This window comes from Halorhabdus sp. CBA1104 (assembly GCF_009690625.1).
Classification (GTDB): domain Archaea; phylum Halobacteriota; class Halobacteria; order Halobacteriales; family Haloarculaceae; genus Halorhabdus.
In genome coordinates, this window is record NZ_CP033878.1 from 1,103,771 (window position 1) to 1,128,182 (window position 24,412).

Below are 24,412 nucleotides of genomic sequence, written 5' to 3' on the forward strand. Positions count from 1 at the left end.
CACCGCCCCAAAGGTAGATAATGGCTTTTGAGGAATACCTCGAGGATCCCGTCATCCAGAAATACCTCCACGAACTGGTGGGACCGAAAGGCATGCCCGTCGCCGCTGCGCCGCCGGATGGCGAGGTGACCGACGAGGAACTCGCCGAGGAACTCGGGTTGGAACTCAACGACGTCCGCCGGGCGCTGTTCATTCTCTACGAGAACGACCTGGCGAGTTATCGCCGGCTCCGTGACGAGGATTCGGGCTGGCTGACCTACCTCTGGACGTTCGAGTACGACAACATCCCCGAACAACTCGAAGGCGAAATGTACGAACTCTACGAGGGACTGGTCGATCGCCGCGAGTACGAACTCGATCACCAGTTCTACCTGTGTGAGACCTGTGGTATCCGCTTCGAGTTCGAGGAGGCGATGGACTTTGGCTTCGAGTGTCCCGACTGTGGGTCACAACTCGAGTCCATGGAGAACACGGCGCTGGTCGATGCGATGGACGACCGCATCGACGCGCTCGAAGACGAACTCAACATCGACGTCGACGCCTAATGGTCGTTCTCGCTACCAAGTGCTACGTCGACGGTGAGGCCCGCGAGCGAACGCTCGATTCCCTCGCATCGCTGCTGGCGGACGCCCTCGGTGAACTCGACGTCACGTACGATGTCGGCGTCCGCGACGACGACTTTCCCTCGGTGACGATCAGCGGCGATGACGCCACGGTCGCCCGGAACGTGCTGGCCGATCGCTGGGGGACAATCACCCCACACCTCGAAGCCGGTGATGAGTACGTGGGGACGCTCGAAGCCTGGGACGGCGAGGGGTTCGTCCTCGATGCCGGCCGGCAAGTTCGGATTCCGGCCGACTCTATTGGGCTCGGACAGGGAACTCCAGGACAGCTCCGGACGCGGTTCGGCCTCGTCCAGCACTTACCCATCGCGTTCGTCTACGAAGGCGACGCTGAGGACGGCACCGCAACAGGCCGGCTGGCGGACGGAGAGCGCGACCGCCTCTACGAGTGGACGCGAGGCGAGGGGCGTGTGAACGTCAACAGCGCCACGCGGGCGGAAGTGCGCGCGACGGTCAACCGCGCCGGTCACGCCGAAGATATCGTGACCGTCGAGCGACTGGGGCTGCTCGAACAGAGTATCGTCTGCCGGGAAGCGACAGATCCGCCGGGGTTACTCGCCAGTATCGGGCAGTATCTCCCATCAGAGCTACTAGCCGTCGTGCCATGACCGGGCGGCGACGTCTCGCACTCGCGGTTGCCGGTCTGTTCGCGCTGCTGGCGATTTCGGGGTGTCTTTCGCCAGTCAGCGACGCCGACCTGAAGGAGAATGCAACCTACAACTGGGAATCAAACGCCTCAGCGAGCTACACCCTGTATACGAACAACTACACGGCGGTACTGGACGTGAACAACCGCTCGTCGATCGAGTTGTTCCTCGAAGACGCCTTCGGCTCGAACCAGGCGTTGCCCATCTCCGCGTTGCAGTTTCGCTATCCGAACGGAACCGTCGTCAACAATACGGCCTTCTCGGTCGAGACAGGTCGATCGAAGGTGACGCTCGAACCGCCGGCACGAAACGGCACTGCGGCGTTTACGGTCGCGCGCTCGGGCCCTGATTTCCGGACGCCCGTCGTCGTGTCCGGGTCCCACGAGGTGCACCTGCCACCCGGACGAGCGATCTCCCTCCCGTTCATCTCGCGTGCCGTCCCCGGAAATTACACCACGCAAACGGTAGACGACCGCGTCGTCGTCAAGTGGGGGTCGGTCGAACGGGAGACGATCCTCCTGTCGTTCTACCGGAATCGCGACGTGTTGCTGTTCGGTGGCTTGGCCGGGGTCGTGGTGGCGATCGGGCTGGTCGGTCTGGCGTACCATCGCCGGCAGATTTCGAGGCTCGAAGCCCAGCGGGAGCAACTGGGCCTCGACGTCGATACCGAGGACGACGATCCTCGTGATCGTGGCCCGCCCCCAGGGATGGGTTAGCCCGAGGGCACGTCCCGCCGAGTGCGTCACTGCTATGTCTATCAAGACCCGAGGACGCGTATGCGCGTCGCGCTGGTCACGATCGGCGACGAGTTGCTGGCCGGGGAGACGGTCAACACGAACGCCGCCTGGCTCGGCCGCCAGTTGGCCGACCGTGGCGTTCGGCTCGAACGGGTGACGGTCATTCACGACCGGATCGATGAAATCGCCACTGTTGTCGACGACTACCGCAGACGCTACGATGCCGTGATCACGACCGGGGGCGTCGGTCCGACCCACGACGACATGACGATGGACGCCGTGGCTGAAGCCTTCGATGTCGAACTCGAAGAGAGCCAGGACGCCCTCGAATGGATCGAGACTCACCACGGGTACGCCCGTGACGATCTCACGGAAGGAACCGCAAAGATCCCCGAGGGGGCGCGGATGATCCCGAACCACGAGGGGGTCGCCCCGGGGTGCGTGCTGGCGAACGTCTACGTCCTGCCGGGGGTGCCCGCAGAGATGAAAGCAATGTTTGGGGAAGTCAAGGCGGCGTTCACCGGCGAGACCATCCACGTCGAGACGATTCACGCGGCCGAGCCCGAGAGTGCACTCCTCGATCGTATCGAAGCGGTGGGCACACAATTCGACGTGACGATCGGGAGTTATCCCGGCGAGACTGTCCGACTCAAACTCTCCGGTTCGAATGCTGGGGAAGTCGAGGCGGCCGCAGCGTGGCTCCGCGAGCGCGTCGACCGCCCGGAAGCCAAAGAGTGACCGACACCGAGACTCAGCGTGCGAGGTGCAGCCACCAGGCCACCGCGAGGACGATACTGCCGATAGTCACGACGGCACCGGCCGCGTTGATCACTGCCGTGTTGACGCCGGCTGCCAGTGGAATGAGCATACGTCTTTGATCGGTGCCATCGGGCTTAAATCATCGTCCCGCAGAACGGAGTGGGGCCACCACAGTGTGGATGGTGGGAGAAGGCAGTTACTGGCGGCCGTCGTCGACCCGGGCTTTTGAAGTGTCTCAATCGCCTACCTCCCGATAACGAATGAGCGAGGATTTCTACGACGTACTGGGGGTCTCTCGGGACGCGGGCGAGGAGGAGATCCAGGAAGCCTATCGCGAGAAGGCACGCGAGTACCATCCCGACGTCAGCGACGATCCGGACGCCGAAGAGAAGTTCAAGCAGGTCAAAAAGGCAAAAGAGGTCCTGACCGACGACGAGAAACGGCAGGCCTACGATCGCCTGGGCCACGACCGCTTCGAGCAGGCCGAAAAGCGAGGTGGCTTCGACGACAGCGGCCGTGGCGGGGGCCGGGCCGGGCGGGGCGGACGCGCCGGCGGTAATCCCTTCGGCGGTGGCGGTCCCTTCGGCGACATGGGCGATATTTTCGACCAGTTCTTCGGTGGCGGTGGCCGCCAGCGGGCTGACCGCCCACAGCAGGGCCAGGATCTCAAGACCCGATTGGCGATCGACCTCGAGGAAGCCCACGAAGGGGTCGAAAAACAGTTCAGCGTCACGCGACCGGAGACGTGTTCGGACTGTGGCGGCAACGGGCACCCGCCGAGTGCGGACAGCCGGCAATGTCCCGAATGTGAGGGACGTGGCCAGGTGACCCGCGTCCAGCGGACGCCGATGGGTCGGGTCCAGCAGACGACGACCTGTCCGCGCTGTGACGGCGAAGGCTCACTTCACACCGAAACGTGCTCGACCTGTAACGGCGACGGCCAGGTTCGCAACGAAGCAACACTGTCCGTCGAGGTGCCGGCCGGAATCCAGACTGGCCAGACCCTCCGCATGGAACGGGAAGGCGCGCCCGGCGAGAACGGTGGCCCGAACGGCGATCTGCTGATCGAAATCGAGATCGACGACCACGACGAGTTCGAACGCGATGGCGCGGACCTGCACCACACGGCTCCGATCACGTTCCCACAGGCTGCACTCGGGGATACGATCGAAGTCCCGACCCTGGACGGGCCGGTCGAACTCGATGTCCCAGCAGGCACCCAAAGCGGCGAGACGTTCCGCCTGCAGGGCAAAGGCATGCCACGACTCCGCCGTCGCGGCCACGGCGACTTGCTCGTGACAGTGCAGGTCTATACGCCCGAATCACTCTCTGACGAACAGCGCGACGCACTCGAACAGTTCGCCGAAGCCAGCGGCGAAGAAATCGACGTCGAGCAGGGCTTTTTCGATCGGCTGAAAAGTTCGCTGTAACGGCGACGTCGGTGCCACGACGGCGACAAAATCCAATCTCCGTGCACAAACCAGCGAGACTTACTCGACAGTGATCGTCTCGATGGCGACGATATTTCGTGAGGATCGACCGACAGATACCGTGTACTCGCCATCGTCGACCGTCCAGGCCGCGCCGTCTTCGTCGTAGTAAGCGAAGTCCCGTTCCTCGATGGACAGCGTGATAGTCGTTTCTTCGCCAGCGGCGAGTTCGACCGACTCGAAGGCCGCGAGTTCCTTGGGCGGCCGCTCGACGGAGGGATCGTCCTGGCCGAGATACGCCTGGACGACCTCGTAGCCGTCCCGACCGCCGACGTTCTCGACGGTCACCTCGACGGTCGCTGTGGGGCCATCGCCCGACTCGACGGACACGTCCGTGTATTCGAAGTCGGTGTAACTCAAACCGTGGCCGAACGGAAACAGCGGCTCGATATCCGCGTTGTCGAAGTGTCGGTAACCGACGAACACGCCTTCGGAGTACTCCGCCTCGAAGTCGATGCCGGGGTGTTGTCGGCGGGTGTTCACGGAGTAATCGCCGGGGCGCTCGCCGAACGTGACCGGCAGTCGACCCGAGGGCTCGGCGTCGCCGAATAGGATCGACGCGACGACGCGTCCGTCCTCTTGGCCGGGATACCAGGCCTCGACGATGGCCTCGACCTCGTCGGCCCAGGGCATTTCGACGGGGCCAGCCGTCCGCAGGACGACGACGGTTTCCTCGGCGACCTCGGCGACCGCCGAGACGAGTTCGTCCTGATTGTTGGGCAGCGAAAGCGGCCGGTCGAAGTCCTCGGTTGCGGCGTCTTGAACCACAACGACGGCGACATCTGCGTCCTCGGCGGCCTCGACGGCCGGGGCGACGGAGACGTCTGCTGGGTCGTCGTCGTCACCGAACACCGAATCGGCGACGGTCTCCGCGGAGAGATTCCAGACGGTGACATCCCGGTCGTCGCCACCCTGGACGGGCGGGCCACCGCGCTCGAAGGACACGTCGACGTCCCCATCGACGCGGTACTTGATGCCGTCGAGCGGACCGATCTTCGAAGAGGGATCGACCTCCGAACTCCCGCCGCCACCGACTTTCGGTTCGTCGGCGTGGGGACCGACCAGCGCCATCGAATCGAGGTCCTCGGTCGAGAGCGGTAAGACGTCGTCCTCGTTTTGCAGGAGGACAGTCCCGCGCTGGGCGATATGGCGGGATCGTTCGTGGTGGGCCGGGACGTCGATCTCGCCGTCGGGCTGTTCGCCCTCGAGCAGCCCGAACCGGTCCATCTGCCCGAGGATGCGGCGAACCTTCTCGTCGAGGACCGACTCGTCGACTCGACCGTCTTCGACCGCTTGCAAAAGATCGTCGTCGAACTTCTCGGAGCGATGGACGCGGCACTCGCTCGATTCCAGGCCGACGATCGAAGTGACCAGTTCCGTCGCGTCGTCCGGTGATAACCACTCGAACGTCGAGAGGGTGTCGATCGTTCGATAGAGGACGTTCGTCTCGGGAGCCATCTCAGGGAGCGTCGCGCCCGGCATATCGAGATCGAGTCCTGCCCTGGCAGCTGCGGGACCGTCCGTGGTCGCCCACCAGTCCGAGACGACAAAGCCATCGAACCCGAACTCGTCTTTGAGAATGTCAGTGAGGAGTCGCCGGTTCTCGGTTGCGTGTGTTCCGTTGACGTGATTGTAGGCAGCCATGATCGAGGCGACGTCGGCCTCTTCGACGACGGCCTCGAAGGCGCGCAGATACAGCTCCCGGAGCGCCCGGTCGCCGACGTTGGCGTTCATCTCCATCCGGGCCGTCTCCTGGTTGTTCGCCACGTAGTGTTTCGCACAGGCAGCGACATCGCCCGCCTGGATCCCCTCGACGGAGCCGACCGCGATCCGACTGTTCAGGTGCGGGTCTTCGGAGTAGTATTCGAAGAGTCGACCACACTGGGGCACCCGCACGATGTTGAACCCGGGGGCCAACAGGACGTCCTGATCCAATGCACGCGCCTCGGCTGCCATCGTCTCGCCCATCTCCCGGGCGAGAGCTGGATCCCAGGCCGACGCCAGCGCGATCGATGCGGGGAACCCCGTCGCCGGCGTCCCGTCGCCGGCACGGACGCCAAGCGGGCCGTCGATCAGCGACAGTGACGGAATGTCGAGTCGTTCGTTCGGCGGGACGTACCCCGTCGCGATCCCGTCCGGATCCACGTCTCCGTGGACGAGATCGATCTTCTCTTCGAGCGTCAGCCGATTCACCAGACCGTCGACTCGATCACTGGCCACGTCAGTGCCCGAGTCAGTCGTCATCTGTTCGGATGTCATGATAGATCCCTCAATCGTTGCTGGACCCCACGTCACGGGTACCCGTCGAACCGATCCCCGGCGGGTACCGAACGGCCGCGCCGGCCGGACGATACAACCTGTGACGGGCAGCCAATCTTCACGTGCAGGCCAGCCTCGATCCGACCGTCACCCGCTACCGTAATAACCGTTGCTGAAAAGATGCATCATATATTTCAACGAAGTGGAGAGCCTCGCCCGCAAGCAGGCTGGCTCAGTCGACGACCCGCCAGAGGTACAGCGACGCGATCGACCGATAGGGACGCCACGACTCGGCGTGGTCGACCATCTCTGTGCGGGTCATATCAGTGTCGTAGAGGGCCTGCATCCCGCGGCGGATGCCGAGGTCTTCGACCGGAAACACGTCCTCACGACCGAGGGCGTACAGCAAGAACATTTTGGCGGTCCACGGGCCGATGCCGGATATCTTGGTCAGTTCTTCGAGCACCTGCTCGTCGTCCATGGCGTCGAAAGAGGAGACCGAATAGTCGCGTTCGTCGAACACAGTGGCGACACGAGTGATGGTCTCGGCTTTCTGGCGGGACAGCCCCACATCGGCGAGGTCTGCGGCGGGGACGTGCTGTAAGTTCGTCGGGGTGACTTCGAAGTGGTCGAACAGCCGCTGACGAATCACCGAAGCTGATTCGATCGAGAGCTGTTGGCGAACGATCGAGACGACCAGTCGTGCAAAGCAGTTTTCGGCGGGTTCGACGGTCAATTCGCCGTGTTCGTCTATCAGCGATGCCAATCGGGGGTCGGTCCGGAGGTGGTTGTATGCGTCAGTCATCGTGTGTCGGGGGTCGTCGAGACTCGTTAGTCGCCGTCGTTCCCGGCGACTGGGGCTGCCATCGGTGTCGTTCCGTTGATCGGTTCGGCAGGGACGCCAGCGACCGTCTCACCTGCGGGCACGTCGTCGATGATCGGCTCGCCTGCACCCACGGTAGCGTTTTCGCCGATCGTAACAGTGCCGATCAGTGTCGCATTGACGCCCACTGTCGTGCCGTCTTCGACTGTCGGATGGCGCTTGCTCCGCCGCATGGAGTTGCCGCCGAGCGTCTCGCCGTGATACATCATCACGTCGTCACCGATATCGGCCGTCTCACCGATGACGACACCCATGCCGTGGTGGATACACAGCCGGTCGCCGATGTCAGCAACCGGACGTATTTCGATGGCGGTCAGTAACCGACTCACCTAAGAGAGAAGACGGGCCGTGAGTCGATACCCACCCATCCAGCGGACATGCGCCAGGCGATACAGCCAGATTGCGTGCAGCCCTGGGTCAGTGAGAACTACCGCCAGTGTGGATTGGGCTGCCGGATCTTTTGCTTTCGCTGTGTGAACGTCCTCGCGAATGTGGACAATCATGGATCGGCCAAAGCGGGCCACCGTCCTACTGGTCGGGCAGCCATAGCCACCGGACGGACGGTTGACCGTGAATACGTCGACTAAGCGAGTTTCGTCTTTAAACCCGTGCGAACACCGCTACCGAGAGACAGCCGAGTGAGTTGACGAATTGTTGTCGGAAGCGAAGTTTAAACTGCCTTCCAGTCGTCTCCCCGGACGAACACATGACCGTTGACGCTATCGATACGATCGCAGTACTGGGAGCGGGAACGATGGGCCACGGCATCGCCCAAGTCGCGGCCCTGTCGGGCTACGAGGTTCGATTACGCGACATCAACGAGGAACTCGTCGCTGAGGGCTACGACCAGATCGACGCGAGCCTGGGGAAGACCGCCGAGCGAGGGTACATCACCGAGGACGAGGCCGACGCCGCCCGCGACCGGATCGATCCGGTCGTCCCGGTCGAGGACGCTGTGACTGGTGCCGATGTCGTTATCGAGGCCGTCCCGGAGGACATGGCCATCAAAGAAGACGTCTACACTGAAGTCGACCAACACGCCCCCGAACAGGCGATATACGGGACGAACACCTCCAGCCTCTCGATTACCGATCTCTCAGAGTTGACCGAGCGTCCCGGCCAGTTCTGTGGGATGCACTTTTTCAACCCGCCGACCCGGATGGACCTCGTCGAGGTCATTCGCGGGGCTCACACTGACGAGGAGACCCTCGAGACGGTCGAAGCACTCGCCGAAGATCTCGGGAAAACGCCCGTCCGAGTACAGAAGGATAGTCCGGGCTTCATCGTCAACCGGATCCTTATCCCGATGCTCAACGAGGCCGCCTGGCTGGTCGACGAGGAGGTTGCAACCGTCGAAGAAGTCGACGCAACCACGACGGAATCGATCGGCCTGCCAATGGGGGCCTTCGAGTTGAGCGACCAGATCGGCAACGACGTCACGCTACACATCATGGAGTACCTCCACGAGGTGCTGGGCGATGCGTACGAACCGGCACCCCTCCTCGAGACAGTCGTCGACGAGGACCGCCTCGGCCGCAAGACCGGCGAGGGCTTCTACGACTACGACGACGGCGGCACGGACTACGAGGGGGCCGACGTCAGCACCGAAGTCGAACACCGTCTGCTGGGTGTGATAGCGAACGAAACGGCGAAGCTACGTGCCGAGGACGTCGCCACGGTCGAGGCGATCGACCAGGCGATGCAACTCGGAGCCGGGTTCCCCGAGGGGGCCGTCGCCCTGGCGGATGCGGGCGGCCTGGAAACACTCGTCGAGACACTCGATACAGCCGACGAGGCGTCTGATACAGAGCGGTACAACGTGGCTGACTATCTGCGGACTGCAGCCGACGCCGGGGGGTTCGGCGACGTATGAGTGATTACGAGACGCTACTCGTCGATCGCGAGGACGGCATCGCTCACGTCACGATCGACCGGCCAGAGCGGATGAACGCGATTAGCCCGACGTTCCTCGAAGAACTGGCCGACGTGTTCGAAACGCTCGACGCTGCCGACGCAGTTCGCGTGGTCGTCCTCAGGGGAGCGGGCGATCGAGCGTTCTCGGCAGGCGCGGACCTCTCGTCGATCACCGACGGGAATGCGGTCGACGTCGCGGAACTCTCTCAGACGGGACAGGAAACCTTCGGCGCGGTCAAAGCGTGTTCGATGCCGGTCGTCGCGGCCATCGACGGCTTCTGTCTCGGGGGCGGCATGGAACTGGCGACCCACGCTGACCTCCGGATTGCGACGAGTGACGCCGTGTTCGGACAGACCGAGCACAATCTGGGCCTCATGCCTGGCTGGGGCGGAACCCAACGTCTCCAGCGAATCGTCGGCGAAGGGCGGGCCAAAGAGATCATCTTCACGGCCGATCACTTCGATGCCGAATCGATGGCCGAGTACGGATTCGTCAACGAGGTCCTCGATCCCGAGGAATTCGACGAGCGCGTCGAGGAACTCGCGACCGACCTCGCTGCCGGACCACCGATCGCTCAGGGCCTGACCAAGCGAGCGATGCACAAGGGCCAAGACGACATCGAAGCGGGGCTGGAAATCGAATCGCGCGCGTTCGGGTTGCTCCGAGACACAGACGACCTCATGGAAGGAATCGACGCGTTCCAGGACGATCGCACGCCCACGTTCGACGGCACCTAAACTGTAGAGAGCGCACCGACCGGGTTTTAGAACAGCCGGTGTTTATTTTTCGCTGGCTCACCCACACCGACGGGCATCAAGAGTGCGAACGGACTCCACGTCTGTCTGTCTGCTCAGGCTTCGACCGCGTCACGGATCTCCGTCGCCAGGTCGGCATACCGGTCGGTACCGGTCCCCTTCTGGACGTAGCCGGTGACTGACTGCTCGCCGAGTTCGGCGTCGATCTGTTGGCGGTCACGACCGGTGAAAAAGAAAAACGGAACGGTAGGAGCAACGTCACGGACAGCGTGGAAAAACTCGACGCCGGTCATCTCCGGCATGCTGTAATCACTGATTACACAATCGACAGCCGCCGGCTCCGCTTGGATGGTTTCGAGGGCCGTTGCCGTCTCGGTCACCGTCAGTACGTCCAACGCGTCGTCTTCCCGTTCGAGAAACGTCGAGGTAATATCGAGGATATCCTGATCCTCGTCGACCAACATGACTGTGATCGTCTCCGTCATTTGAATACGTAGAGATTAGGCCTTCTCTCCCTTGAACGTTGAGTTAGTTTTAGTCATCGCTGGACACTCCACGTCACAACACCACGGTACCGAATCATTCGTCGGCACAATTGCCCATTACTGACGATGATTCGTCAATGCGAACCGCAGTTGTCCGGTCGATCTATCCACGCAAGCCACAAGGACCGACACGGCAGGCTCACTCCGATTCGGTCGGCGGATGGACGAACAGGCGGTCGGCGATGAGTACCGCGCAAGCGATCGACGCCAGTATGAGCGCACGATCGTTCGACACCCACACGCCGTTTGAAACGGCAAATATCCCGATAAACGCGAGGGGCAACCCGACGAGCACGGCATCCGTTCGCGTGCCCGCCCGGAGTCTCGACCACAGTCGTTCGAGCGGCGGCATGTACTGGCCACCTCGACACCGGAGACGGAAAAAAGTAATTAGATATAATTACGGGACTGACTGGGAACTCCCGGCGGCACCACCAAGCCTGTATCGGGACCCACAGAAGATGCGAGGACTGAGATGACCGGGACCGGCAGACTGGCGGGGTAATTCCAACTGGGACCACGGCGCTCACCTGCCCATGCGAGACCGCTTGGGAAGTTGTTACAGAACCTGCCTCCAAGGCGGCTCTTTAGGTGCCGCCCGCCGAAGGGCTGGCATGACCGAACGCATCTGTATCGTCGGCGGCGGCATCGCCGGGGCTGGAGCGGCCCACGCACTCGATGACGCCGACACGACAGTCTACGAGATGGACACTGTTGGAGGTCGCATGGCGAGTCGGCGCCGGAGCGGCTGTATCTTCGACTTCGGTGCCAACTACCTCGAAGTCGGTGACGAGGACTTACAGGCCGTCATCGAGACCGCAGCAAGCGACGTCCTCGTCGAGATCGAGACCCCAGTCTGGCGCTTCGACGCCGACGGCGAGGTGGCACCCGGACAGACGCCGCAAAATCCCCGGTGGACGACCCGTGAGGGCCTCGATGGGATCGTCCGTGGCATGATCGAAGCGAGTGACGCCACTCTCGAAGTCGGCGTTGGTGTCACCCGTCTCGAACGACTCGCCGATGGCTGGCGAGTGACGACCGACGAGGGACAAGAAGACTTCGATTCGGTCGTGTTGGCAGTCCCCGGCGCATCGGCGTCAGTGCTGTTCGAGACGGCTGACTGGGACGATCCGCTCCGGGAGCGATTGGCCACGACCGCAGACGAGATTCCGTACCGGACGATGGACACCGTCGCGCTGCACTATCCCTTCGAAATCGAGACCGAGTTCTTCGGGCTCGTCAGCGAGGAGGGCGTCTACGACGTCGCGTGGATCTCGAACGAAGGGCACAAACCGGGTCACGTGCCGGACGGCGAAGGAATAGTCATCGTCCAGTTCGGCCCGGGGTGGGCAGTAACCCATCCCCAGACGTCACCGGCGGCCGCTGCCGAGGCGGCGACCCAGCGGGCCGTGGAACTGCTCGATGACGACCGACTCGAAGAGCCGACCTGGTGGGAGTATCAGCGCTGGGGGGCCGCGGTCCCGACGCGTGGACCGGACGAATCGCTGGTCGAAGACGCCCTCGACGCGGACCTCGCGCTTGCTGGGGACTGGGTCGAAGGAATCGGACGGACGCGGGCCGCTCTTCGGAGTGGCCTCGAAGCCGGTCGCGCGCTCCGGTGAGAAACTGACCGCTCCATAACAATCTTGGTCTCTGGGCCGTCACCCACCGAATGGGATGTCGGACTTCGAAACGTACACCTGCAACGGTTGTGGCGAATCGTTCAACGCACACCCCGATTCGAACGCCGCCGAGACGGGCTACTGTAGTCCCGCGTGTGCTAACGCTGACTAGCACTTCAGGAAACCACAACTCCTACTGGGGCAGTTGGCTTTTCGAGCGAGGCCCAGTACCGCCGCATATAGAACGGACCCGCTTTTCGACGAGCACACCGTCTGGACACTTTCAGCCATCGCGGACCTCATCCACTGGAAAGGGAGTACATGAAACACATCTGCGAAACTTATTTTAATCGTAGTATTTAAATATGTTTATACATTCTGCCAGTATGTCCAAATTGCGTCTCCACTACTATCGGCGCGAAGTACTTGGTACCTGTTGTGGGCTCGCTCTCGCGGGCTGTACGCAACCGATCTTCTCTGCAGAACAGCACCTAGAAGCATCATATACGGAGGATTGGCCGTCAGTCCAGTTCGATCCACAGAACACGGGCACCGTGTCGGGCACAGTCCCACGCGAGATCGAACGCCAGTGGCTGAAAGAGACCGGCGGTGAAGGCGTCTCCTCCATCGTCGTCGACGACGGCGTCCTCGTGGCGACGGGCGACGTTGCCACCCAGTATCACGGTGTCGCCCAGTACGAATTGAACGGCGGGTTACGATGGAAGAACGAACTCCCGGGACCCGTCAGCGCGAGTCCAGTTGGACACGGCCAGGTGGTCTACGTCCCGACTGAAACGTCCGGTGGCGGCCGGCTGCTGGCCTTTCGAACGACCGACGGTGAACGGCTGTGGACTGTCGACGTACAGGGCGAGCAGTTGTTCTCGCCGACGGTCGCCGACGAGACGGTGTTCCTGCGCACGACAGACCGGCTGCTGACCGTCGACGCTGAATCGGGAGAGATCTCGCGTTCCCGGCGTCTGCCGACCTTCGAGGTCGACACGTTGCAGGCACGGATGGACATCGCGCCGGCGGTGATCGAGAACACAGTGTGCGTCCCGAGCGAGAACGAGGTCTGGGCTATCGACCGAGACTCGAACGAGCGTCGGTGGAGAGTCCCCTTACAGAAGGTGCGAGCTGGGCCCACCGTAGCCGGCCAAATAGCAGTACTGTCGAGCGTGAAAGGAGGTATCGTGGCCGTGGACGTCGAGAGCGGCCAGCAGCGGTGGCGACGGAGCGACCTCACGTCGTGGACATCTCCAGCGGTAACGGAGACCGCACTCTACGCGACCGACGGGTTCGATCTCGTCAAACTGGATCGCGAGAGTGGCGAAGGCAGTGCGAAGCGATCACTCCAGGGCGACATCTACTCGTCGCCGATCGTCGTCGGCGACACTGTCATCGCCGGTTCGATCGATACGGACGTGGCGGCGTTCGATACCGACCTGCAGACCGAACGGTGGTCGGTCGCGGAATCCTCTATAGTCCACTCGTCTCACGCTGTTGCAGGTCAAAGTATCCTCGTGACGAGTCGGGACGGAAAGCTCCGGGCATTCCAACCACCAGCGTGATCTTGATCACACGCTGTTCTCGCTCTACAGAACCATCCAATAGTCGGCGAGATATTGGCTGACAGCGCTACTCGTCGGGCCGGTAATTGGGCGCTTCGTCGGTAATGACGACGTCGTGGGGGTGATTCTCCTGTTGACCCGCCCCGGAGACCCGGACGAACTCGGCTCGCTCTTTGAACGCCGGGATCGACTCGGCACCGACATAGCCCATCCCTGACTTCATGCCGCCGACGAGCTGGTGGAGTTCGTCCTCGACGGGCCCCTTGTAGGGCGTCGCGGCCTCGACGCCTTCCGGGACGTACTCCTCGTCGTCTTGTCCCTCCTCGACGTCTTTCAGGTAGCGGTCGCCGCCGCCGGATTTCATCGCACCGACAGAGCCCATCCCGCGGTACTGTTTGTACTTCTTGCCGTTCATCGTGATGACGCGGCCGGGTGCCTCGTCGGTCCCCGCGAAATAGGACCCGAGCATCACCGCGTCGGCACCGGCGGCGATGGCCTTGATCGCGTCACCGGAGTATCGAATCCCACCGTCGGCGATCACCGGCACATCGTGATCGGCAGCCACATCTGCGACCTCGGCGGTCGCCGTCAGCTGTGGCATCCCTGCACCCGAGACGATTCGGGTCGTACAGATGCTGCCCGGGCCAATACCGACCTTGAGCCCGTCGGCGAAGTCGACGAGATCCTCGGCGGCCTCCCGCGTCCCGATGTTGCCGACCACGACGTCGGCTTCGACCTGGGATTTGATCTCCCGAGCGCTCTCGACGACATCCAAGTTGTGCGCGTGGGCACAGTCGATGAAGAGAACGTCCGCGCCGGCCTCGTCGGCGGCGACAGCACGGTCCTGTTCGAAGGGTCCGACCGCGACCCCACAGAGAAGGCGGCCGTTTTCGTCCCGGGCAGCCTGATCGTACTCGCGGCGCTGGAGGATCCCCTGCATCGTCACGAGGCCGATGAGGCGCTCCTCGTCGTCGACGATCGGCACGCGCTCGATCTTGTGATCGTACATCAGTTCGAGGGCATCTCGGGGCGTGATGTCCTCGCTCGCAGTGATAACCTCGCCGGTCATCGCCTCACGGACCGCATCCGATTCGCCGACTTCCAGGTACGGTCGGATGTCAGTCGCCGAAATGATGCCCAGCACTTCGTCGTCGTCGTCGATAACAGGTGCGCCACTGACACCCCTCTGATCCATCAGCGCGTCGACCTCCCGAACTGTCTGGTCCGGGCTAGCCGTCACGACATCCCGGATGATCAGCTCGTCAGCCTGCTTGACACGCTCGATTTCGGCGGCCATCCGGTCGACATCCATATTCCGGTGGATAACGCCCAGGCCCCCATGGCGTGCCATCGCAATCGCCATATCGCCCGTGGTGACGGTATCCATCGCCGCCGAGAGGACCGGGACGTTCAGTGAGACGGTTTTCGAGACCCGCGTCTCCGTCGCCGCGTCGTCGGGCTCGACGCGACTCTCTTTGGGTCGCAAAAGTACGTCGTCGAAAGTCAACGCTTCCGGTTCGTCCAGTTTCGCCGAAAACTGTCGCTCGTTGTTCGCCATGTAAACCGTCGGAACACTCACACCAAAAACGTTGCGAGTCACGATGGAATCGCGCCTTGCTACTTCGTCACAGAGCCTCGAAGAAAGTAGACGAATGAGTGGGATTTGCGGAGTGAGACGAACAGTCCGGGCGAGCTGTCCCGGAATTGTCTTGGGAATCGATATCTTTGCGGGCGCTTCTCACGCAACGTTTTTACCCCCATCCTTCATTGTTTCGCACATGGCTTCCGCCATCCCCATCCGAACGCGGACCGCCTGCAAGCTGCGCGGCGACTCTTCCCGACAGAATACATTTTCGAAATCGATGGGGAATGCGTTCACACGCGGGGACAAAACAAATACAGGACACTGGCACGTCCCCCGATCCGGACGCGAGGCGGAGCATGCCCACCCCGACCGGCGACGCTATCGGGGCAGGCGCTATCACCCACGGGCCACGGGAGACGGCCGCCCCTAGGTGATGAGTAGCTCCAGACATCCGATCGCGCTGGCCATCGAGCGACGGGTCGGTGGCGCCGGTCGATTACTCGCGACTGTCATGTGTCTCCCTCTGGTTGACGGCGTCTTCCCGGCACTGATACTTGCCGGTGCTGTGAGCAACGCGGCCGGCATTCTCGAAGTCGGCTTGCTCGTCTTCGGCGGCAGTGCGACCGTGGCCGTCATCCTCGCTGATTTCGATGGAACGCCCCGTGAACAAGTCTTGACCGTTCTAGGTGTCGGGGCGATCGTACTTCCCGTCGCGGCGATCGAAGCCGCCCTCGCCCCAGCGATCAAGAGTATGCTCGATCTGGCGATCTTCGAGCGATTTGCCGGACTGGTCATCCTCGCGATTGCCGCCAAAACCGCGAGTGCCCGCATCGGTGACTGGCTCCCCCGGCCGGGAGTCGTCGTTGCCCTTGGATTGGTAGCGAGCCTCGATCTCTCCGGGGCACAACTGGCCGTCACGACCGACATAGGGCTGATCGCGCGCGGGACGGCCGCGGCGGGTGTTGGCGTCGGGTTCGCCCTGTTGGTCGCGATATTCGGCCCGTGGCTGCGAACGACCATCGACATCGACCGCTTCCGATTCGGTAGCGCCGTCGCACTGGGCGTGCTGGTACTGTCGATCTACGGGCTGATCCCGACGGACGCCCCCCTCCCGCTTGCAGTACTGGTGATCGCTGTCCTCCTGTCCCTGGACCCCGGTTCGGATCCGGAACCACGCCGGTCCGAGCCAGCCACTGACGGCGGTCAGCCGACAGTCCACAGAGACGATGAAGGCGACTCGAAACCGCCCGCGGCCGATTCGTCGCCGGGAGTCCCGGACGTCTCTGATGACGATGAGTCGCGTTCTCGACAGGCCCCGTGGCTGTGATCGAACGCACAAACGAGACCACTGCTGGTCGGCGCTGACGAGAAGGTTTAGGATCATCGACCTCCAGGCGTTCGTATGGCTGAAAACCGCGTCGTCGAGGGCCGGATGGTTACCGCTGTCAGTCTGGCCGAAATTGTCGAAGGCGAGGACGTCATGGACGCCGAATCGATAGCCGATGCCGACCGAGACTGCCCCGATTGTGGCGGTGACGTCCTGGAAGTCGGATACATGCCCTCAGTCACCGAATTCGTCACTGGGTATAAGTGCCAGGAGTGTGCCTGGCAAGCGACCGACAGAGACTGAATCGAAATCCATTTACGGCGAATCGTCCTACGCCGGAGCGCGGGGTCGTGGCCAAGTCCGGCATGGCGACTGACTCCAGAGGCTATCGCGCCCGGGACGACACTCCAGACTGATATACTGAGCGACCGGCTGATCACCGGCGCTTTGATGACCCTCTGGAGTTCCGAGGCGCAACCGGAGATATCAGTCGATCGGGGGTTCAAATCCCTCCGACCCCATACTAACCTCCAATTTTATTTACGTTCGAGTATTGAGCGACCGGTTTTCGGTGCTTTCAGAAATATCGAAGAAATCTTATTTTTCTGGGGGAAGGTCGATATGATCACCCGCACGTGCCACCGAGACGTTCCCTCGGTGGGCTTCACTGGTCACGGGTCGGCAGACACACGTTCACGGTTCGACGGCGACGACGAGACCGTCTGCGGCCACCAGTTGTGTGCGATCGCTCGTGGCCCTGCCCCGTACGATGTTTTCTTGGAGACAACCGCCGTTCATCACCGTCCGCGTGAGGGATGGCGAGACCTTGACTAATCCGTCCACGTCGATCGAAGCCCCACAGACGACGCGCGGATCTGCCACCGTGACGTGACTACGGAACTCTCGTGTGGAGTTGTACTTGACCGCTGCCGATTCGCGTGAGCATCACCATCTCTTCGACGAGTGTGGCCTGACTGCAGAGAAATCGTGGGCTAATCTCACCCGTTCGTTCAACTGGCGCTGTCGGGTACCGATCGAGAAACGAAAAACGCGAGTCGTCGCCTCGTCGCTACGTCAGTTTTCCCACTTCTTCAGCGTACTGGACTTGTCCGCGCTGCTGGACTCCCAGATGAGTTCGACCGAGGTGACGTTGCCCATGTCCAGTCCCGGACTGGTTTTGTTCTTGGAAGTCACAGCATCGCCATCGCCGATCGAAAAGTCCGTCGACGATGCTGAGATTTCAGCATCTTCGGCGAAGGGGGCACCAGAGCTATTTGAGTACTCGTATGTGTCCACAACAGAACCATTCACTGCGAGTTTGACACTCAGTTCTTTTGCCTGAGCCGCCTCCCCGTTATCGTGCGAAATGGTCACGTTGTCGTTCTCGTAGTCGATCGACCAGCTGGCCTGGGGTGCCTGATCCTCGGGCGGCCCCATGTTCATCACGAAGGTTGCAATGACGGCAGCCAGAATTACTGTAATCGCGACCATCAGGATAACCCCGATGACCGGCGAAACGCCTCGATCGTCCGCGTCGAATAGTCGTTTCAGATCCATGCTGCAATCGATTCATTGTGAGAGTACACTTTAATGATTGCGGACAGTTCAGGCCTGAATGGTCTTTTCACAGTCAGAAAAAGCTTCGCTTGGGGGCGATTTGCTCGAATGAATCCGTTTCAATCGCAGCGTGACATGTAGACCGGGTGTTTGACTGTCCCGTGTCGAATGACTGGGCGCTCTCACAGACCACCCAACAAGAGAAGCAAATCGAGTTGGAACAGACCCGATTGTGGTGAACGCCAACCGCTGAAGGCACGTACTGACTACTGGCACTACGTCGACGGTTCGAGCCCGCGTCGAGCACTCACTCACTCGCCTCGACGAAGGAGTCCTCGACGGCGCGGACGTACGTTTCGAGGTCGTCGGGATCGAGGTCTTCGGGACCCCGTTTTTCCAACAGCGTTTCTAACCGGTAATCGTAAGCGCCCTGGCCGACGTGCTCGATGAGGTCTTTCGTCCGGAGCGTTCGATTCCGGGCGTAGGCGTGGGTCCGGTCGCCCGAGCCCCCGGCGACAAAGTGGGCGTCCAGCGGCGAGGCCGGTCCCTGTTCGCGGTAGTAATCGAGCATCTTCTGTGTCTTCGGTTCGAGTGTGCGAATCTCGGCCCGGACGCGGCCGACGAACTCCGGCAGTTCCTCGATCGACGGTGTCGTGTGATCGCTGGGGGCTTGGGACGCAGTAACGGTCTCTGACCCGTCGGAGTCTGTTTCAGCGCCACCAGCGCTTGCAGGGTCGAATTCCTCGAAGGATTCGATTGCATCGGCCACCACGTCCGCTGAATCGGCACCGTTCGAATCCGCGGTTGTCGCGTCGCCGTCGGCCACCAGTTCCCGTTGAACCGGGTCCTCGCCGGCGTCACTTTCGGTTGTCCGTGAGTGGCTGGCGCGTAGCTTCTGTTGTTCAGTCCGTCCGGGATTTGCCCCGTCGACGTGATCGACGAGTGCATCGACGAACTGGTCTGCCATCCGACTCATGTCCCGGGCGTCCTGTAGCTCGCGTTCGAGTTCGGCGATCCGAGAGTTTTTGCGGTCGAGTTGTTCTTTCAGCTCCGCGATGCGGTCTTCGGTCTCTTGCTGGTGGTCGCTGATCGACTGGAGTTCCGAGACCAGATCGTCGCTGACTGACTTGAGATCGGGCCGCTCGAAGTCGTCGAGACCGGGCGTCGCCCCGGCGTCGAACGTCTGCTTGCGGTGAAACTGAACGCGCTGGACGCGTTCGTTCCAGTCGTTCATCATGAACGCTTCGCCGTCATCGAGCGATTCGACGGCGTCGGCGTAGCCGGCATCGAGAATCCGGCGGACGACTTTCGTGTCGTTGTTCCAGGTGAGGCGGTGCCAGACGAGCCAGTCACACTGCGTGATAAAGTCCTTTTTGACGTCGGCGGGCCGCTGGCTGATTCCCGCGATCCCGAGACCGTGTTTGCGCCCCCGCTTGCCGATCTTGATGAGCATTTGCCCACACTCGTCGACGCCCCCTTTCTCGGGGATGTACTCGTGGATTTCCTCGACGAGCATGAGGAACGGCTGTTTGCACTTTTTGGCTTTTGCGAACAGTTGGCGGGAAACGGCCGTCAGCAACTCCTGGGCCGTCGTCTCGTCGAGAAAGCTCGAAACGTCCAGAATGATCGGGACGTTCTGCTCTAAGGCAAGCGATGCGAGTTTCTCGGCGTGATCGGTCGTGACCTGGATGTCACACTCCTCGTCGCCGCCGGCGTGGAGTATCTCGTATTCTTCTTTGAGACCGTAGTATTCGCCGTCGATGTCGACGATGAGGAGACCAAATCCTTCGTCCAGCAATTTTTCGGCGATCACGGACGCGGAGTTACTCTTCCCACTCCCGCTCTTGCCAGTGATAAATCCGCGTCCGGTCAGCAGTTCGACGACTGGTAGCGAAACCGACTGGCCCGGTTCGGTCGTCCCTCCGTGGCCGTCGGAGGTTTCGGCGACCGTGATCGTCCGCGTGTCGTCTTCGCCCATGCGTCTCTTGTGGATACATAGAGCCCAACGCCCATAACTCTCCGTCAGACAGTGGTCCGACGCGGCAGGTGCCCGTGGGTATATATCGCACGGCCGTGTGAAGACACTTATAGCAGTCGCCGAGACAATGCCACGATACGAGACGATCGTCGAAGACGGAACGGTCTACGTGGCCAGCGATGCAGATCGACTCGAAATCGGGACTGTCCAAGACGTGCTTGCAGTAGTCGGCGGGCCGTCCTGGACGATTCGGTACACTGACGAAGAGAAAACCCGCCATCCGGAACTGGATACCGCCGACGAGGGCCTCACTGTCGACGTCGTCGACATGATGCAAGCGATGACCCACGGCGAGCAATTCGTCACCGCACTCGCCGCCCAGCCGGCCGATCCACCTGGTGGCGATCCCGACGCGATCGCGCCTCGTCTGGGTCTGTTTGCCGGGAAACTACTGGAGAACCTCGACAGTGGTCTCGATTGAGAACGGGTAGTTTCGGCAAGCCCGAGACCACAGCCACTCTAGCCGAAATCGGACAACGTCGTCTGTCCGCTCAAATGCGGGCTGTCCGTGGGCTCCGGCGAGGTCGCGCCCTCGTCGGCGTCGGCAGGCGTGGCCTCGGTCGCGGCGACGCCGTCGCTGTGCTCGCCGGGCGGGGTTCTCTCGGTTGCCGTCGTTTCCGTATCGTCACTCGCCGCCCCCGTGTCGAACCCGCTGAGGGCAACCTGCTCGCGGTCGGTGAACGACAGCTTCGAGACGCGGACGCCAACTTTCCGGACGCGTGTCCCTTCGAACTCGGTGAGCAAGTCACGGGCAACGTCTTCGAGGAGCGCTGGATCGGCGACCGGACCTGACAGCGAGCGGGCGCGGGTGTGGACATCGTAGGGCGGTTCGACGACTTTGATGCCGATGGTCTGATAGAGTGCTCCGTTTCGAGCGGCCCGGTCAGCGACAGCCGACGCGAGTGTCTGGACACGCTCTTTGAGTTGGTCGTGATCAGCGACTGGTTGGGAAAAGGCAGATTCCCGCGAGAAGCTCTTGGGGTCGTCTCTGGGCGTCACGTCGCGTCCGTCCTCACCGCGAGCATACCGATAGATCGCCCGGCCGCGCTCGCCGAACTGCGCTGTGAGTCGGTCGGGATCTGCACTCGCGAGATCCGCCGCCGTTTCGATACCCAGTCCCCGGAGTTTCCGTGCAGTCGCCGGGCCGACGTTGTGAATCGCTTCGACATCCAGCGGGGCGAGGAACGATCGGACCTCACCGGGCTCGACGAGCGTCAGTCCGTCCGGCTTTTGGGCATCACTGGCGATCTTGGCGGCACTCATCGTCGGGGCGATACCCACGCTGACGACGATCCCCGCACGCTCTCGAATCGTGGCCTTGAGCTCGGCGCCGAACGACGCCACAGTTTCCCAGTCCGTTCGGTCAGTGACGTCCAGATACGCCTCGTCGATGCTCACCGGACGCACCACGTCAGCGGACGCCTCGAGGACAGTTCGGATGTCGTCGCTCACTGACTCATAGAAGTCCATATCGACTGGCCGATAGTAGGCCGTAGGCTCGTCGGTGTCAGCGTCACCTCGGCGAGGCAGCGTTTCCAGTGCTGCATCGATCGACTGGGCGCTCTGGACACCGTGCTCGCGGGCCTCGTAACTCGCCGTCGCGACGGCCCCGTGTGACTCCCCTGCTTCGTAGCCCATGCCAACGATGACTGGCTCACCCCGCAGTGTCGGTTCGCGCAACCGCTCGCAGGCGACATAAAAGCAGTCCGCATCGACGTGGCAGACGATCTGCTCGTCAGTGGGCGCATCGATAGGGAGCGTGCTCGGCCGCGCCATACACACTGGTTCGCCCGCGCCGATAAGGAAGTTGCTGCTCCGGCACGGATGCCAGGCCACCGCATGGCTGGCCAGTGAAATACGCAAAAACCCGCCGGGGTCGCGTGCCGGCGGTCGAGGCGTCGCTTGCGCACGGTTCGTCTCCCGGACGTTCACGACGGTGGTTCCCGTCGGGAACCCACAGCGAGGTTCCATGTTGATGTTACACAGTGACACACTTAACGGTTTCCCCGCCTGTCCGACACTGAGACACCGACGGACCACTCTGGCGGGAGGGCGGAGACACGACTGAGACAGTCGGGGCGCAAAATGGGAGCAGCCGCCGGATCGATCGCTGGCGACGTGATCAGGAAAGCGGTTCGACGAGGTCTTCGAGGGCAGCGCGCGGATCGTCGGCTTTCGCAACACCACTTGCCAGGAGGACACCGGTCGCACCGAGGTCACCGGCAGACTCGACGTCTTCGCCGGTCGAGATCCCGGCCCCACAGTAGACGTCGACGTCGGCGTCGACAGCCCCAGCGGCCTCGACAGCATCAGTGACGATGTCGGGGTCGGCACTCGCCACGGAGACGTCGCCACCGATGAGTTCCGGCGGTTCGACAGCGACGGAGTCCGGTTGTAGGGCGGTTACGGCACCGATCTGTGCAGGGTTGTTTGCACAGACGCAGGTTTCCAGTCCGGCTCGTTTGGCAGCCCCAACCGATCCATCGATGTCCGAGAGCTTGAGTCGGTGCTCGGAGTGGTTGATGAGCGTTCCCACGGCACCGGCATCAGCGACACTTTCTGCGAGCGTGTGGCCAGTGTTCGAACCATACTCGATCGGGTCGACGTGTTGGGCCCAGGTTTCGACGCCAGTGTCGGCGACTGCTTTGAGGTCGGCTGCCTGTGCGGCGACGCCGATACGGACGCCCGATTCGTCGCTTACGTCCCGTGCGGCCTCGGCGACTGCGACCGGGTCACAGGGGTAGGTCTTGAGGTTGACGAGAACGAACATTGCGTTTCCAATTGTGTCGACCGGGCGAAAATAGGTTTCGAACCGCCGCGTCCGTGACAGCACCGGGGCACAGCCAAACAGTGACGGTTAAGGCACACTCGGCGCAATCGTACGCCGTGACCGACCGGAGCGAGGCGACAACTGTCCTCATCGTCGAAGACGAACAGCACCTGGCAGACCTATACGCGGAGTATCTCACCGATCAATACGACGTTCGGACAGCCTACGGTGGCCAGCAAGCGATCGACACACTCGATGCGACAGTCGATGTGGTCCTCCTCGATCGTCGGATGCCCGTCGTCTCGGGGAACGAAGTACTGGCAACTATCGAACAGCGCGGACTGGACGTCCAGGTGGCGATGGTGACGGCTGTCGATCCCGACTTCGACATCATCGACTTGGGTGTCGACGATTACGTCGTCAAGCCAGTCAGTAAGGGCACTCTTCGTGACATCGTCGACCGCCTGGAGACGATTTCACAATACAACGAGCAGCGCCGCAAGCTCACAGCCAAGACGCTCAAACGGAACGTCCTCGAAGTCGAGAAGACACGCTCGGAGCTGGCAGATAGCGATCGATTTGCCGCCCTCGAAGCGGATATCGAACGGCTCGAAGCCGACGTCGAAGAACTCGCCGAGTCACTCGAAGAACGCCAGGTTACGCGGGGCAGTTGATCGCCCCGCCGTTTCAGGAATCCTTGCGCTCGACAACGTCGCCAAGCGTGTATTCGCCGACATCTGAGCCGCCATCCCAGTCAGTGTCACTCTCATCACCGCTCTCAGTCAGCGTGATATCGAGCGCGTGTTCGAGTTTTCCCTGAACGTCGTCGCTGGGCAGGTGATCACCGTGTTCGAGCTTCCGGATGAGACTCGCTTTCTCGTTGAGCTGGTCGGCAAGGTCGCTCTGGCTGAGTCCAGCTGATTCGCGGGCAGACCGGATACGATCGTCGAAGTCTTGGACGAGCTCGTCCATCTCGTCGAACATATCCTGTCGACGGCCGCCGCTGGATTGACTCGACGAACTCGACGTTGCCGAGCCGCCAGCGTCCGAGGCGCTCGAACTCGAAGAACTTCCCGTCGAGTACTTCGTCGACGCCGACCCCGAGTCCGCAGTCGTGACTTCAGTCCCGAAGTCAGTACACTCATCACAGACGTCCAGTTCCGCACCCTCCACTTTGATCGTGTTAGGCGACTGGGTCTCCGCCCCGCACATCTCACACTGTACCATGTGGTCCCCTTGCCTTCGCCGGGGCATAAATCGTACGCCTACCTGGGTGGCGAGGGGATTCCAGCGAAAGTGACACACTCGACCCATCGAGTGCCCGCGGATCCT

Annotated in this window: 22 protein-coding genes, 1 tRNA gene and 2 pseudogenes; 13 read left to right on the forward strand and 12 right to left on the reverse strand. The window is 62.1% G+C overall.

All coding sequences use genetic code 11. The annotated features are described in order from the left end of the window. Window positions 1-20 precede the first annotated feature (20 nt). The 5 genes from Hrd1104_RS05695 (at window position 21) to dnaJ (ending at window position 4,196) form a co-directional block, all read left to right on the forward strand. Window positions 21-545 (forward strand): transcription factor, encoded by a 525-nt coding sequence (locus Hrd1104_RS05695; protein WP_154551838.1) that lies wholly within the window; start codon window positions 21-23, stop codon window positions 543-545. Beyond that, a complete protein-coding gene (locus Hrd1104_RS05700) occupies window positions 545-1,231 on the forward strand; it encodes a DUF2110 family protein (protein ID WP_154551839.1) in 687 nt (228 codons plus the stop codon). The genes Hrd1104_RS05695 and Hrd1104_RS05700 overlap by 1 nt, the downstream gene beginning before the upstream one ends. Then, a complete protein-coding gene (locus Hrd1104_RS05705; protein ID WP_154551840.1) occupies window positions 1,228-1,986 on the forward strand; it encodes a DUF5803 family protein in 759 nt (252 codons plus the stop codon). The genes Hrd1104_RS05700 and Hrd1104_RS05705 overlap by 4 nt, the downstream gene beginning before the upstream one ends. Window positions 1,987-2,046: 60 nt before the next feature. Then, on the forward strand, window positions 2,047-2,745 hold the full coding sequence (locus Hrd1104_RS05710) for a molybdopterin-binding protein (RefSeq protein ID WP_154551841.1): 699 nt from the start codon (window positions 2,047-2,049) through the stop codon (window positions 2,743-2,745). A 281-nt stretch (window positions 2,746-3,026) separates the two neighbouring features. Next, window positions 3,027-4,196 (forward strand): molecular chaperone DnaJ, encoded by a 1,170-nt coding sequence (gene dnaJ, locus Hrd1104_RS05715; protein WP_154551842.1) that lies wholly within the window; start codon window positions 3,027-3,029, stop codon window positions 4,194-4,196. Between the two features lie 60 nt (window positions 4,197-4,256). Here dnaJ and Hrd1104_RS05720 read toward each other — a convergent pair whose 3' ends face one another. From Hrd1104_RS05720 to epsC, 3 genes and pseudogenes are all read right to left on the reverse strand, one after another. Then, window positions 4,257-6,515 (reverse strand): beta-glucosidase, encoded by a 2,259-nt coding sequence (locus tag Hrd1104_RS05720; RefSeq protein WP_229770553.1) that lies wholly within the window; start codon window positions 6,513-6,515, stop codon window positions 4,257-4,259. A gap of 232 nt (window positions 6,516-6,747) precedes the next feature. Continuing rightward, window positions 6,748-7,320, reverse strand: a complete 573-nt coding sequence (locus tag Hrd1104_RS05725; RefSeq protein ID WP_154551843.1) for a DNA-3-methyladenine glycosylase — start codon at window positions 7,318-7,320, stop codon at window positions 6,748-6,750. A gap of 26 nt (window positions 7,321-7,346) precedes the next feature. Beyond that, window positions 7,347-7,901 (reverse strand): annotated as a pseudogene (gene epsC, locus Hrd1104_RS05730) (serine O-acetyltransferase EpsC). Between the two features lie 203 nt (window positions 7,902-8,104). On the opposite strand from epsC, the pseudogene Hrd1104_RS13295 reads away from it, so the two are divergent. Beyond that, a pseudogene (locus tag Hrd1104_RS13295) lies at window positions 8,105-10,050 on the forward strand (3-hydroxyacyl-CoA dehydrogenase NAD-binding domain-containing protein). 113 nt (window positions 10,051-10,163) lie between these two features. On the opposite strand, the gene Hrd1104_RS05740 reads toward Hrd1104_RS13295, so the two are convergent. Both Hrd1104_RS05740 and Hrd1104_RS05745 read right to left on the reverse strand, forming a co-directional pair. After that, complete coding sequence (locus Hrd1104_RS05740) at window positions 10,164-10,553, reverse strand: response regulator (RefSeq protein ID WP_154551844.1); 390 nt, start codon at window positions 10,551-10,553, stop codon at window positions 10,164-10,166. Window positions 10,554-10,752: 199 nt separating this feature from the next. Next, entirely contained in the window at window positions 10,753-10,965 is a 213-nt protein-coding gene (locus Hrd1104_RS05745; protein ID WP_154551845.1) for a hypothetical protein, read from the reverse strand. 262 nt (window positions 10,966-11,227) lie between these two features. Here Hrd1104_RS05745 and Hrd1104_RS05750 point away from each other — a divergent pair, with 262 nt between their 5' ends. Continuing rightward, a complete protein-coding gene (locus tag Hrd1104_RS05750) occupies window positions 11,228-12,235 on the forward strand; it encodes an NAD(P)/FAD-dependent oxidoreductase (protein WP_154551846.1) in 1,008 nt (335 codons plus the stop codon). A gap of 386 nt (window positions 12,236-12,621) precedes the next feature. After that, window positions 12,622-13,803, forward strand: coding sequence for a PQQ-binding-like beta-propeller repeat protein (locus Hrd1104_RS05755; RefSeq protein WP_195837638.1), 1,182 nt, complete (start codon window positions 12,622-12,624; stop codon window positions 13,801-13,803). A gap of 67 nt (window positions 13,804-13,870) precedes the next feature. On the opposite strand, the gene guaB is transcribed toward Hrd1104_RS05755, so the two are convergent. Next, window positions 13,871-15,361, reverse strand: a complete 1,491-nt coding sequence (gene guaB, locus Hrd1104_RS05760; protein ID WP_154551848.1) for an IMP dehydrogenase — start codon at window positions 15,359-15,361, stop codon at window positions 13,871-13,873. A 460-nt stretch (window positions 15,362-15,821) separates the two neighbouring features. Between guaB and Hrd1104_RS05765 the strand changes: the two genes are divergently transcribed. The 3 genes from Hrd1104_RS05765 (at window position 15,822) to Hrd1104_RS05775 (ending at window position 17,236) form a co-directional block, all read left to right on the forward strand. Beyond that, the gene (locus tag Hrd1104_RS05765) at window positions 15,822-16,715 is read left to right on the forward strand and encodes a DUF5794 domain-containing protein (protein WP_154551849.1); all 894 of its coding nucleotides are present in this window, start codon (window positions 15,822-15,824) and stop codon (window positions 16,713-16,715) included. Between the two features lie 75 nt (window positions 16,716-16,790). After that, on the forward strand, window positions 16,791-17,018 hold the full coding sequence (locus Hrd1104_RS05770; RefSeq protein ID WP_154551850.1) for a DUF5795 family protein: 228 nt from the start codon (window positions 16,791-16,793) through the stop codon (window positions 17,016-17,018). A gap of 41 nt (window positions 17,019-17,059) precedes the next feature. Beyond that, window positions 17,060-17,236 (forward strand) — tRNA-Trp (locus Hrd1104_RS05775). Between the two features lie 172 nt (window positions 17,237-17,408). Here the strand turns inward: Hrd1104_RS05775 and Hrd1104_RS05780 are convergent. The 3 genes from Hrd1104_RS05780 to Hrd1104_RS05790 form a co-directional block, all read right to left on the reverse strand. Further along, window positions 17,409-17,597 (reverse strand): hypothetical protein, encoded by a 189-nt coding sequence (locus tag Hrd1104_RS05780; RefSeq protein WP_154551851.1) that lies wholly within the window; start codon window positions 17,595-17,597, stop codon window positions 17,409-17,411. Between the two features lie 192 nt (window positions 17,598-17,789). Continuing rightward, a complete protein-coding gene (locus Hrd1104_RS05785) occupies window positions 17,790-18,272 on the reverse strand; it encodes a type IV pilin (RefSeq protein ID WP_154551852.1) in 483 nt (160 codons plus the stop codon). Between the two features lie 307 nt (window positions 18,273-18,579). Then, complete coding sequence (locus tag Hrd1104_RS05790) at window positions 18,580-20,250, reverse strand: ATP-binding protein (RefSeq protein ID WP_154551853.1); 1,671 nt, start codon at window positions 20,248-20,250, stop codon at window positions 18,580-18,582. 127 nt (window positions 20,251-20,377) lie between these two features. Here Hrd1104_RS05790 and Hrd1104_RS05795 point away from each other — a divergent pair, with 127 nt between their 5' ends. Continuing rightward, window positions 20,378-20,731, forward strand: coding sequence for a hypothetical protein (locus Hrd1104_RS05795; RefSeq protein ID WP_154551854.1), 354 nt, complete (start codon window positions 20,378-20,380; stop codon window positions 20,729-20,731). 38 nt (window positions 20,732-20,769) lie between these two features. On the opposite strand, the gene dinB is transcribed toward Hrd1104_RS05795, so the two are convergent. Both dinB and tpiA read right to left on the reverse strand, forming a co-directional pair. After that, window positions 20,770-22,086: a DNA polymerase IV gene (gene dinB, locus Hrd1104_RS05800; protein ID WP_154551855.1), complete on the reverse strand. Its 1,317-nt coding sequence runs from the start codon at window positions 22,084-22,086 to the stop codon at window positions 20,770-20,772. Window positions 22,087-22,432: 346 nt separating this feature from the next. Next, on the reverse strand, window positions 22,433-23,080 hold the full coding sequence (gene tpiA / locus Hrd1104_RS05805) for a triose-phosphate isomerase (RefSeq protein WP_154551856.1): 648 nt from the start codon (window positions 23,078-23,080) through the stop codon (window positions 22,433-22,435). Window positions 23,081-23,196: 116 nt separating this feature from the next. On the opposite strand from tpiA, the gene Hrd1104_RS05810 reads away from it, so the two are divergent. Next, window positions 23,197-23,754 (forward strand): response regulator transcription factor, encoded by a 558-nt coding sequence (locus Hrd1104_RS05810; RefSeq protein ID WP_154551857.1) that lies wholly within the window; start codon window positions 23,197-23,199, stop codon window positions 23,752-23,754. A gap of 13 nt (window positions 23,755-23,767) precedes the next feature. Here the strand turns inward: Hrd1104_RS05810 and Hrd1104_RS05815 are convergent, their stop codons facing one another. After that, complete coding sequence (locus tag Hrd1104_RS05815; RefSeq protein ID WP_154551858.1) at window positions 23,768-24,307, reverse strand: multiprotein bridging factor aMBF1; 540 nt, start codon at window positions 24,305-24,307, stop codon at window positions 23,768-23,770. Between the last annotated feature and the right edge of the window lie 105 nt (window positions 24,308-24,412).